Consider the following 12,555-nt stretch of genomic DNA (forward strand, 5'->3'; position numbering starts at 1 on the left):
GCTCTCACTTGGCGACGAAGGTGCCTCAGCAGCTGGGTGCTCAGCCTACGCCAGGCTGAGCGAATCTGACCTAGTACGGTCTGCGCTGCTTAGTACGTGAACCGATAGCTGCCGGACCCTGCCGACAGGCGGACCCCGCTTCTGACCGTCTCCACTCCGCTGATGCCGACCGCCTTCTGAAGCGGCGTGCCGCTCTCTTCAACCGCTTCCTCCTTTGCACCCGGCAGCAGGATCGATGCCGATGCGTTCGGCGGAATCGTCACCTCCACCGTCATGCAGCCATCTTCGCCGCGCTCCCAGCGGCTGCGGACTGTACCGTACATGGTCTCCAGCCGTCCATCAGCCCAGGTCAGTTCGTTCCCAGGCTCCGGCTTGATGACGATCCTCTTATAGCCAGGCTCACACTCTTCCGTATCGATTCCGGCTACGGAACGATACAACCAGTCACCAATCGCACCGTATGCATAGTGATTAAAGGAGTTCATATCTTTGCTCCAGAAGCTGCCGTCCTCCTTGATGCCGTCCCAATGCTCCCAAATCGTCGTTGCGCCTTTAGTTACCTGATAGAGCCATGACGGATAATCCTGCTGCAGAAGCAGCTTATACGCCGCGCTTCCTTGACTGTTCGCGCTCAGCACATGATTCAAGTACGGCGTACCTACGAATCCTGTCGTCAGATGGAATTTGCTTTCTTCCAGCAGCGCCATCAATCTCCTAACCGCTCTCTCCTTAGCCTCACCATCCAGCAAATTGAACATAAGCGCAAGCACCTGGCTGGTCTGCGTCGGTACGGACAGTCGGCCAGAGGGTGTTACAAACTCATCGTTGAAAGCTTGTCGAACGCTTTTGTACAGCTTCGCGTATTCCGCTGCGTCCTCTGTAAAACCCAGAATGTCTGCCGTCTTGCTCAGCAGCGAGGTCGAATACGCATAGAACGCAGTTGATACGTAGTCGCTATCCGTCGCGCCAAAATAGCTGTCAGGCTTGGCATCGAGTGCGAGCCAATCACCGAAATGGAAACCCGTATTCCATAAATATTCATCGTCTCCCTGACGACGGATGTAGTCTACCCATGCTTTCATGCTTTCATATTGCTCCTCCAGAATCCGCCGATCACCATAGACGAGGTAGATCGTCCACGGACAAATAACAGCTGCATCGCCCCATGCTGACGAGCCTAGCGGCGCACTGAAGTTGCCGGAAGGCTCTGTCCCCAGTACGTTCGGCACGACGAAAGGCACGCTGCCTTCCTCTGTTTGGTCGGCTTTCAAGTCGCGCAGCCACTTTGTGAAGAACGGGGCTACGTTCGCCAGATAGGCGGATGTACGAATGAACATTTGGGCGTCACCCGTCCAACCGAGCCGCTCATCCCGCTGCGGGCAATCGGTCGGCACGTCCACAAAGTTGCCTTTCAGCCCCCACCAAATATTGTGCTGAAGCTGGTTGACAAGGGGATCGGAACAGGAGAAGAAGCCGGTCGTATCCATATCCGAATGCAGCACAATGCCTGTGAAATCGTTAGGATTCACATGCTCCCCAAATCCGATAAGCCGAATGTATTGAAAGCCCTGAAACGTGAACCGCGGCTCATAGGCCTCCTCACCCTCACCGCTTAGCGTATAGCGAATGGTCTGCTTGGCTGTGCGAAGGTTTTCCGTATAGAAATTCCCGTTCTGATCCAGTACCTCGGCGTGATGAATTTCAACCGTGTCGCCGGAATTGCCTCGGACACTGAAGCGAATCCAGCCGACCATATTCTGACCGAAGTCAAGAACGGTCTCTCCGTTCGGAGTCGTGATGACACCAACCGGTTTAATTGTCTCACGCTTCCTTACCGGCACATTCTCCTGCGCGATAAGATTTGCTTTGTTCCGCTCAATAACCGAGACCGCCTTCCAGTCGCCATCGTCAAAGCCGGCTTCGCTCCAGCCTTTCTTCATAAGGCGGGCATCGTATGTTTCCCCGTGATACAGCTCTGCCATTAGGATCGGACTGCCTGCTGCCTTCCATCCGCCATCCGATGCCACAATCGTTTCCGTGCCATCCATGTATCGGATATGCAGCTGAATCAGCAGAGCGGCGCGGTCGCCGTACAAGTTTTTGGAATCGGACCATGCTAAATTACCTTTGTACCAGCCGTTGCCCAGCATCGCGCCAAGCGCATTGCTGCCATGACAGAGTATATCCGTAACATCATAGGTCTGATATTGAAGACGGGTATTATAACTGGTCCAGCCTGGAGTCAGGTAGCTATCGCCTACCCGACTGCCGTTCAGCTCTAGCTCATACAGCCCCAATGCAGTCGCGTATAAGCGAGCGGAGACCACGTCGCCTTCCAGCGTGAATTCGCGCCTGAACATGGGACACTGCTCCGACTCCTCTGGGAACAGATCCTCGGGAGCACTGATCCAAGCCGCTTTCCATGCATCTGGCTTCATTAGTCCAGTCTCCCAGTAGGCAATCTCCGACCAGCCGGTAGATTCCCCCTTATCGTTCCAGGCCTGTACGCGGTACATGTACCGCGTGCGAGACCCCACTTCCAGTCCGTCCAATTCTACATGCGTGGACTGGTCGGACGTTATTCTGCCCGAATCCCATACCGGGCGGGAGAAGCTTTCAAGGGTGTCGACTTCAATCTGGTAAGCCGTCTGAACAACGTCCCGTTCGTCCGCTTCCAGCTTCCAGCTAATTCGAGGGCTTCGTACATCAATGCCAATCGGGTTCTCTAGATATTCGCAGCGCAGTCCTGTTATCGTAAACATTATGAAATGGCTCCTCTCCTCGGCGCAATCTGGGCTTAATTACCCCTTAACGGCGCCTGCCGTCATACCGGCTACAATTTTCTTATTGAAGAAAATGAACAGAATGAGCATCGGGATAGAGATTAGAACGATATCTGCGAATAGCAAATTCCACGATGTCGTAAATCGGCTCATAAAGTTGTACAGCGTCAGCTGCACCGTCGCGTTGGCCGATCCAGGGAAGAAGTAAAGCGGATTGACGAAATCATTAAATACATTTATTGATTCAAGCACAATGATGGTCGAAGTAACGGGCTTCAGCAGAGGAAATATGATACTGAAGAACAGCCGCCCGCCCCCAGCGCCGTCGATCAGCGCGCTTTCATCGATTTCGCGCGGCAGCGTTGCCACAAACGCTTTGTACAAAATTGCCGCGAACGGAAAATGAAGCGCCACCTCCACTAAGGTGATGCCGGCTAACGTCTTGAACAGGCCGATCAAGTCGAGCACCCAGATCGTAGGCACAATAGCAGGCGGGATCATCAAACCAGCCAGAACAAGAAAGTTTAAGAAGGAAGAACACCGCCCGCCTTCGCGACGTTGCAATACGAATCCAGCCATCGCACTGACAATGATCAGTACTGAGATCGACAGAACGGTCAGCAGCATGCTGTTGTAAAAGGCGCGGACAAGCATATGATCGGCGGCAGTCAACACATTCCTGTAATTTTCCAAAATATGAAATGATTTCGGCCATGACATATTCATGAGCGCGGATTCGGCCTGATTCTTGAAGGAGTTGATGATAACGAAATAGAACGGAATCCAGAAGATGACAGTGCTGAGCACCAGCGTAAGCACGGCAATGAGGACCCGCTTAGCTCCACTGCTAATCCCCCTATTTTCGTCACGGATCAGCGCTTTGCCCCCGCCTTTATCCATAATCCTGCTCATTCCCCTGCTCATAAGTACACCTCGCCTTTCGTCAGGTACCTATACAATGGAAACGCCAGCAGTGACACGCCGACGAACAGGATGACATTGCCCGCAGTCGCCAGGCCGTAGAAGCCCGCTTGATACTGCTTGTATATGATCGAGGCGATCAGGTCGGTAGTGAAACCCGGCCCCCCCTTAGTCATGGCCCAGATCAGGTCGAAGGAACGAAGTCCTCCGATAAATGCCAGTATAATGACCGAATTCATCGCTGGTCTGCTTAGAGGAACCGTGATGTATCGGAATGCGTTCATGCTGCTCCCGCCGTCGATTTTGAGCGCCTCGTAATACTCACCCGGGATGGCCGAAATGCCGGCGATATAGATGACGGTTGCGACGCCGATGCCTTTCCATACGTCTACCAGAGCAACTGACAGCAGCGCGATCTTCGTATTACCAAGCCAATCTGGTCCGTTGATGCCAAGCGCGGCCAGACTTGTATTAATCAGTCCTTGCGATGGATGCATCAAGATAGAGAACGCAATCCCGACCGCAATCGTACTGAGCAGTGTCGGGAAGAAAATAACGGAACGCAAATAGTTTTTGAACAGAACAGTAGAGGTGAGGAATGCGCCGAGTAAGAGACCGAGAATGACCTTGAGACCACAAGTTACAGCCGCGTAAATTAACGTATTCCTGAAGCCGATGCTGAGAGCCGTCTCCGAGAAAAAAGTGACATAGTTGTCGAAACCGATGAAATTCCAATGTGTGAGAGTCCACCGAGTCATACTAAAAAACAGCGATAACACAGTTGGCAGCAAATAAAAGACGAAGTAAATCAGAAATGCGGGTACAAGAAAAATGTACGAGTAGGTCCGAATCTTCAGCTTGGTCATGGCTCTCCCTTCTTTCCGAAGAAAACGGGCCCCGCACCGTCCTGCGCGGAGCCCCGTCTTCAACTAGAATTGCAGCACACGGCTGTCGATCTACCAACCTGGTAGATTCAACTGCTGCGCCTGCTTCAGAATGTCTTTGTCATAGTCCTCGGCACCCTTCTGGGCGGAAATGATGCCGCTGCCTACAGCGACGGTGAGGTTCTCCAAGTTCGGACCTTTGACCGGAGATACGAACTCAAGTGCGGGTGACGTCTTGCCTTCATCGAAATATTTCTGCATTTCTTTGACACCTTCGTAAGCATCGTCGGGGAGCTCGATTCCTTTAATGACATTGGGACCGGCCGCCTTAACTTTAGAAGCAAATATCGCTTGGCCTTCCTTAGACACGAAGTATTCCATGAACTTCTTGGCGGCTTCTACTTTCTTGCTGTTCTTGTTGATATACAGGCCGCTCGGCATCCATACCGTCAGTCCGTTAACATCAGCGCTGTCGCCCGGTATAGGGAACACGCCGATGTCGTTAATCTTGTCCGGGCTATTCTGCAAGATGGAATCCAAAGCGCTTGTCAGCATCGGATAGTGTACGCCTGAACCGTCGGCCAGCATCTTCAAGGCAACGTCATACGTCGTGGCTAGGAAGTCCTTATTCATATAGCCGGCTTTAAACGGTTCCTCGGTCTTTTCGAAGCTGCGCAGTGCCTGTGGTGTTGTCGCATACTTCGCTTTGTTATTCGTGTAGTCGTCGGCGAAATTCGGAACCTGCGCCTGTAAGTTGTAGTAATCACCGAGGACAAACAGCTGGGACGTCCAGGTATCCTTGTAGGACGCGATCACAGCGGTCTTGCCCGCAGCTTTGATCTTCTCATTATTGGCCATGAATTCGCTCCACGTTTGCGGAACGGTCAATCCAAGCTCGCCGTACACCTTCTTGTTGTACAAGATCGCGCCTGCAGAGCTTGATCCTACGGGCGCACCGTACACCTTGCCATCTACCGTTACGACGGTTTTGAAGGAATCAAGCACATCTGCCATGAACGTTTCATTCGTCACGTCGAGGAAGTTTTCCACTGGATTAACTGCCTTCAGCAGCGAACCCGTGTTATAAACGAGCAGGTCGGACATATCACCCGTTGCTAGGCGCGTCTTGACAAGGTTGTCGCCTTCCGTGCCATCCGGTTTGATATCGTATTCAATGGTGATATTCAGCTTTTTCTCTGCTTCCGTGCCAACAGCTTTAAGCGCGTCTAGCGTTGTGCCTGTATTGCCGACCATCAGAGTTAATGTCGTTTTCTCAACAGGTGCGTTGGTGGCTTCGGTTTTCACGTTCGTTTTACTGTTCGTGTCACCGGTATTGTTCTTTGTCGTAGGTGAGTTGTTGCCGCTGCCGCTGCCGCTGCCGCAGCCAGCGAGCAGCGCCACGATCATAATGACGCTTGTCACGAATGTAAGTGCTCTGCCAGTCGTTCGATTCATTGTTCCGCAGCCTCCCTTTGTAGGCATGGATCGTGTACCCTTCGGCAGCCGTCCATTGTTGCCCCCTATTCACATCGATGATTCCGTATGTTGCAGCTTAATGAACACGCTTCCATCATGAGTGATTTTCCGCTCCAAGGGCCCGGGTTCCCTCGTAGTTTCAGTCTACGGGTTCGTGCTTTAGATGCATACCTGCTTTTTTGCTTTTTTAAGGGGGGGATTTTTCCTTTTTGACCAAAAGTAATGGCTTGAGTCCGGGGAACCTTTCGATTCTTTAAATTTATTACTTACATTCTTCTCATTCGCTCATTTTGCGTTTTGCGTAGGCAGTCGGCGTTTCACCCGTTATTCTCTTAAACAAATGGGAGAAATGCTTGGAATCCTCGTATCCGACCAGCTCGCCGACTTCCGACGGGCGCGATGTGCCGTCGGATAACAGCTCCTTCGCTTTGCCTATTCGGTAGCCGATCACATAGTCGGAGAAGGTATAGCCGGTCTGGCTTTTGAACAATCTGGATAAATGCCCCAGACTGACATGATGCTCCGAAGCAAACTGCTGAAGGGAAAGTTCGCCTTGATAGTTGGCGTGGATCCAGTTCATTACTATCGGTACTAGCCCTTTGGGCTTCTGCTCCTTTAATTCGATTTCTCCCGCAAACCCGAATAACGCTGACGTAAGCCATTCCGTAATCGACTCGTAGTCGATTGCTTCGTTCAGCAGGCTCATATCCATCTGCAGCCGGGCTTTGGATTCTGATTGAAGATTAAACTTCAATGAGTAGAACAGATCGTCAATGAACTGCTTCAGTTGCTTCTGGGTGACTTCTTTGCACTGAAGCCCCGAGACGATGCGGGATATTGTATCACGGCCTCTGGCCATATCGCCTGCTTTGATTTGCGCTTGCAGCGCGCGCACCTTTATCCAAACTCCGCCGATATCAGGCACAGCCGGCTTCATATCCGGTGCTGCCCAGGTGGGCACACCAATTCGCAAATGCTCTTCCAGCTGTTTGCCGATGCGGACGAAGCAGCGGTTCAGACTCTCGTACTCTTTCTTTATTTCGAAGCTCACGTGGAGTAGAATGCCGCGATTTTCCACATACTGGAACAATGTTTGAAGCCTTGTCTTTATCGATTGAATACTTGCCTCATTGTCAGCAGGCAGCAGCAGCATTCTGCGGCGGCCGTCGATCGTGACGCAGTGATGATGATCCGACTCTCCGTTCAAGCCACTCCCGAAATGCGCGAGAATGTCTGTTGTGTCTAGTCCGGCATCCTTCCAAGTGAGCGGCGATGCCCAGTTTTCCAGAAGCAGCAGCGCCATGAACATGCGCTGCGGCCCGGCTGCCACTGGCTTCCCGCGCTCCAGCGCGTCCGCCGACAGCAGCTGCTGCAGAAGTGACCACTCGACACGATCGCTCCGGCTGCGGGACTCATCTTCAATACGCGTAAGCATGCGGTCCACCGCCCTGTAAAGCATCTCTTTCCTGACAGGCTTCAGCAAGTAGTCCGTCACGCCCGTTTGCATCCCTCTCTGCGCATAAGCAAAATCGTCATGGACACTGAGAATAATTCCTTTGGCGTCAGGATGGAGACGGCCTAGCTCGGCCAGCAGCTCCACTCCGTCCATGCCCGGCATGGTGATGTCGGTCAGCACGAGATGCGGGACTATGGATTTCGCGGCCTCGAGTGCATCTTCCCCGTTCTCGAACGCAAGCACACGATGCTGCGGCTCGTATTGCTTGAAGAGGGCCACAAGCTCCGCCAACGCCCACCGTTCGTCTTCCACCAGAAATAAATTCATAATCCGGCCTCTCCTTTCACCTTGACGAATATTTCAAACGGGAACGTCAGCCTGACAGTCGTTCCGCGGCCAGGAGTACTTATCAGCTCAACTCCGTATTTGACACCGTGGAACAGCTTGATCCGCTGCGCAATATTAGACAGCCCTATACCCACCTCACCCTCGTCATAAGCGTCCGCCGTTCGGGAGCTCTCCAGCCTCCTGCGCAGCATGTGGATGCGCTCCTCTTCAATACCGCAGCCGTTGTCGAACACTTCGATAATCAGATCGCCGCCAAGCCGCCTGACCGCGATATCGATTCGTCCACCAGACTTGACCTTGCCGAGTCCATGAACGATAGCATTCTCAATCAACGGCTGAACGGTAAGCTTCAACACCGAAGCTTCCTGCAGCGGCTCCGGTACGTCCATACTGAACTCGAATCGGCTGCCGAACCGATGCTGCTGAATATTCATATAATTGCTGATATGATCCATCTCGTCACGCAGCGGGATAGGTTGTTGAAGATTTTTCATGCTGTATTTGAACAGCTCCGCCAGCGATTCTGCCATCTCGGCAACTTCTTCGATGCCCCGAACCCGACTGATTGACTTCATAATGTTAAGCGTGTTGTACAAAAAGTGCGGGTTGATCTGCGCCTGCAGCGCCGATAGCTGCGCATTCTTCTCCGCTAGTTTGGATGTGTACACTTCGCTGATCAACCGTGTAATGCTGTCCAGCATATTATTGTAAATACGGCTGAGTCGGCCGATCTCATTATTGCCGGCCACCTCCATCCTCTGGGTTAAATCCCCCCGCTCGACACGCGCCATCTTCTTCATCAGGTTGCGGAGAGGAAGCGTGATCTGATAGGACATCGCATAAGAAACGAAAGCGGTCAGCCCCATCGCTATCAAGCCAACAAGAATGAGAATATAGGTAGAGTGCTTCTGCTTAGACAGCAGAAATTCGTTCGGAATGAGAATTAGCGTATTCCATCTCGTGTATGAGGACTTCGATGTGGTATAGAGATAGCTTACACCGTTCCATACCACTTCGTTAGATTGGTGGCTGCCCTGGAAGATCGAAAGGTCAATTCCAGTATCCTCGCTGCCCGTCAGCTCGTTCCTGTCGTCATAGACGACGCTTCCTTCATCGGTTATGATGAACGCTCTCATGTTCCGTTCAACGTCGTTGCGATCCGAATGGACGAGCATATCTTTGATAACCTTAACGTTTATATTAATTTTCATATACCCCAGTACATCCCGATAGGGAATGCGGTTAATATTCCGCACGAAAGATATAACCTGGGCTTCACGGTCGCCGCCCGTATTCTCCGTAGCGACTGGCCGAAGCAGAAATTTGATTCCGGGCATTTCCAGCCGATTCTCATACCAGCTCTCGTCCCGCAGTTTAAAGCTCACCTTGGGTCCCCCCGCCTTCGATACGAAGTAAGCGATATCGTCCGTCGTGAAAATATAGATGCTTTGCAGCTGGGGGCGCGGCTGAAGATGGGTGAACAGCCTGTTGTTGATCGTTAGTTCAATTTGGTTCTGTGCGACGGGTTCCGGAATTCCATAATGATCGATCAAGCTTTGCTGAATAATCGGATCACCAATAATGGAGACGGAGAGCTTCTCCATATCCTGAATATACAGCTCGAAGGTCCGGCTGAACTGCCGGGTAATCGTGTCGGAAAGCGACAACGTTTGATTTTTAATATCGCTAACATTTTTATAATAGAAAACAATGCACGTCAGCACGACAATAAACAATGACACCGCAGAGAACACGATGAACATTTTACTCTTCAGAAGGTAGTCATTCCAATTTTTCATTTAGGAGATTCTCCTCTGGCATGAGTCATAAGGGATGTCTGTCTTCAGATATGTGTATGTAGTGGCTGCTCGACACTTCCATTTTACTTATAATTGATTCACTCTATTTGAACAATTTATGAAATAGGGGCTGTTTCACGAGGTTTAAACCTATCAAGATGATCCAAGGATATGCTCTCAATTAAATAGTTGCAAAAAAATTGTATGAGTATTTCATCCAAATTTGCTGAAGCTTCATGATCTGGAAATTCCTCCTCAAATCATTCGACATGTCGATCCCCCACTCCTCCGTCGATTGTGTTATGCGATCATGATCCTATCTCCAGCAAAAATACACCCATTATAGAAACAATAGATAACCAAACGGTTGTTCCACGTTTAATGAAAATGGGTGTACTATTTGATGCGAAGAAATATTGATCCTCAATTAACCAGCAAGTTGGACGGGACTTTTGAGGATGAAGAATAGAATCGGCTTGTACATAAGTTTCGATTGTGTGCATAGCGCAACGTGCACCAACCCTATGATTATTTATATCTTCCATATTGCTTGGCATAAGAAACGATACGCCGATACAATTTCTTGTCCTTCATATTTTTTAACGGATAAAATTGCGGTCTTGTATTCACTTCGAGAATCCACGGTTTTCTATTAGCATCCAAAGCCACATCCAAGCCTAACTCTCTCATTCCTTTCGAATGACGCTCAAAGTTTCTGCCAACAGAGGTACCCAACCGCTTTAATTCTTTTTCCATACGTTGAACCGAAGCTTTATTATAGCCAGCGCCGGACAGCGTATCGTTAATATAGCCTATCTTCCCGCCTTGATTATAGTTTGTTGCTACCTTTCTCGGATTGCCTATTTTCGCAAAAATAGCTGTGCTTTTCCATTTCCCTTTGTTCGTTTTTTGGACCATGACTCTAATATCGAAGGGCTTCCCGTTTGTTCTCGCTAAATCAATTCCCTTCTGCAGCAAAAATGATTTCTGCTTAGAAAACCGATGCAATTTCTTGAATAACCGTGTGATCGTTGGATAATACGTTTTAACCGAATGGTATTGGATTTCATATCCATCCGTTTTTCTTCTGATCCGGATAATATTCACTCCGCCCGAACCGCCTGTCGGCTTAAAAAAAACGGTTGAAAATTCGTCAAGCATTGTTATTAAATTCTTTTTATTAAAAAGCATCGTTTGAGGTACATACTTTCTTAAATTCGGCTGCTTCAGCAGCCAGTTGTTTTTGATCCATTTGCTTTTGATTGTACTGCTTCTATATTTCATCTCGGAGCCTCCTTTCCTCACTCAGCATATGTAAGGAAAAAAGAGCTTGTCACCGCTATTGCCTACAACATGTACCATTTCAAGCCCGAATAATTTTGCCGTTTATTTCATGAGTTTTACTCAGGAGCATGCTCCTGTTGGCTGCTTATCGTCGTACCGTCATCCAGAGTAATCCATGATTCGAAGTTCGGCTTGCCCTCTTCCAACCGAATGACTCGTGCCCCGCGTGGAAATCCTTCTTTCCCATACGTGTTATACCCCGTTGCTCTTCCATAACAAAGGCTGATTCCGTGCAAATTTCCCAGGAAATCATTAATATGATCATGACCAACAAAAACGCCCTTAACATCTTCCATTTCGACAAAAGCACTAAAAAGTCCGGAGTTCACTTCTGGACAACAAATGCCTTCATATTTATGGCCATAGCACGTTTGCTCATCCCATACTTGTTTATATTCAGGAAATGGAATATGTAAGAAAGCCAATGATAGCAATGGAGCTCCTCCATTGTTTTCTGTTAACAGCTTGGATTGCTCCTTATACCAACCGATTTGATTATGTGTGATCCATTCATAGCCTCCAACCTGTGAATGATTGGAGAAGCCTCCCGAATCCAACATATATAAAGCAGCTCTTGGGGTATTGGATTTACGGGAATTAACTCGAATCGTATAATTGCCTAATCTATTATCTAGTACAGGACCCGTTTCTGTTAAACAATATTTATGTTCTTGTTGTACAGCAATCAGCTGTTCCTTGGTGCATTTGGATTCCGTATCATGATTTCCGAAGACAGCGGCCCAAGGAATATGAAGCTCTTCTGCCGCTTTGACTGCATTCCGGTAAGAATCAGACGGATTATTGCAATCATTACTATAAATGACGTCACCAGTAAAAACGACTAAATCAGGCGATTCCTTCTGCAAAATATCTTTCATTAACGAATAGGTGCGGAGATCCTCGGGTTCACCATTTTGCCAATGCAAATCCGTAAATTGAACAATGGTGAATGTCCCATTATCCCCAAAAAATAAGTCTCTCATGTCATCAACTCCTAGTAAAATATATTACCATCATATCCCGTATTTGGTGCCGAGTATATCCTTTTTTGTCGGATGATCGGCTTTCGGGAATGCCAAATAAAAGAGCCTCCATATGCGGCATATTTCGCTCATGGAGGCTCTTTTATTGTGAAATGTGCTACTTTTTATCGACTTGAAGAAGCTTTACGGTCTTTGTAGAGAACGTATCTTTAATCGTATCCTCCTGGATAACGTTAAGCTTAAGCAGGCTGGAAATTTTGGCGGAATCCGGCTTCGACAATAAGCGCCATAGCTCTGGGTCCGGCAATGCTTCGAACAGCTTATTGTCATCGTATTCTTTCCGCTCCTGCGTAATGATCTTCACTCTGTGGCTTCCAATTTCCAGCTCATTCGCATTCTGCTCCGCCAAATAAGCTAAAATCTCAGTCCGCAAGTCCGTTAGCTCCTGCTCTATTTCTTTTTGCTTTTGTTTTTGCTGATAATATTTGCGAACGATCTTATCCAAAGTGATCACTCTCCTCTTCTATTGCATACATATGCTTAAGAGAATGATTTTAGGAC

General features: G+C 49.2%; 9 protein-coding genes. All 9 read right to left on the bottom strand.

What is annotated here, in order from left to right; all coding sequences use genetic code 11:
- Positions 1–89: 89 nt before the first annotated feature.
- The 9 genes from CEF13_RS20470 to CEF13_RS20510 all read right to left on the bottom strand — a co-directional run bounded on the left by CEF13_RS20470 (position 90) and on the right by CEF13_RS20510 (position 12,499).
- Positions 90–2,762, bottom strand: coding sequence for a family 78 glycoside hydrolase catalytic domain (locus CEF13_RS20470; RefSeq protein ID WP_102713483.1), 2,673 nt, complete (start codon positions 2,760–2,762; stop codon positions 90–92).
- 39 nt (positions 2,763–2,801) lie between these two features.
- Positions 2,802–3,707, bottom strand: coding sequence for a carbohydrate ABC transporter permease (locus tag CEF13_RS20475; protein ID WP_244917108.1), 906 nt, complete (start codon positions 3,705–3,707; stop codon positions 2,802–2,804).
- A complete protein-coding gene (locus CEF13_RS20480) occupies positions 3,704–4,570 on the bottom strand; it encodes a carbohydrate ABC transporter permease (protein ID WP_102713485.1) in 867 nt (288 codons plus the stop codon). Before CEF13_RS20480 ends, CEF13_RS20475 begins: the two co-directional genes overlap by 4 nt.
- A gap of 90 nt (positions 4,571–4,660) precedes the next feature.
- Complete coding sequence (locus CEF13_RS20485; protein ID WP_102713487.1) at positions 4,661–6,043, bottom strand: ABC transporter substrate-binding protein; 1,383 nt, start codon at positions 6,041–6,043, stop codon at positions 4,661–4,663.
- A 298-nt stretch (positions 6,044–6,341) separates the two neighbouring features.
- Positions 6,342–7,847 carry a response regulator transcription factor gene (locus CEF13_RS20490; protein ID WP_102713489.1) on the bottom strand — a complete coding sequence of 502 codons (1,506 nt, stop codon included), beginning with the start codon at positions 7,845–7,847 and terminating at the stop codon, positions 6,342–6,344.
- Positions 7,844–9,667, bottom strand: coding sequence for a sensor histidine kinase (locus tag CEF13_RS20495; protein ID WP_102713491.1), 1,824 nt, complete (start codon positions 9,665–9,667; stop codon positions 7,844–7,846). Before CEF13_RS20495 ends, CEF13_RS20490 begins: the two co-directional genes overlap by 4 nt.
- Before the next feature lie 528 nt (positions 9,668–10,195).
- Positions 10,196–10,951 (bottom strand): YheC/YheD family protein, encoded by a 756-nt coding sequence (locus CEF13_RS20500; protein ID WP_102713493.1) that lies wholly within the window; start codon positions 10,949–10,951, stop codon positions 10,196–10,198.
- A gap of 116 nt (positions 10,952–11,067) precedes the next feature.
- Positions 11,068–11,994, bottom strand: coding sequence for a metallophosphoesterase family protein (locus CEF13_RS20505; protein WP_102713495.1), 927 nt, complete (start codon positions 11,992–11,994; stop codon positions 11,068–11,070).
- A gap of 157 nt (positions 11,995–12,151) precedes the next feature.
- Positions 12,152–12,499, bottom strand: coding sequence for a hypothetical protein (locus CEF13_RS20510; protein WP_208414271.1), 348 nt, complete (start codon positions 12,497–12,499; stop codon positions 12,152–12,154).
- Positions 12,500–12,555 lie beyond the last annotated feature (56 nt).

Source organism: Paenibacillus castaneae, assembly GCF_002884445.1.
GTDB lineage: Bacteria > Bacillota > Bacilli > Paenibacillales > Paenibacillaceae > Pristimantibacillus > Pristimantibacillus castaneae.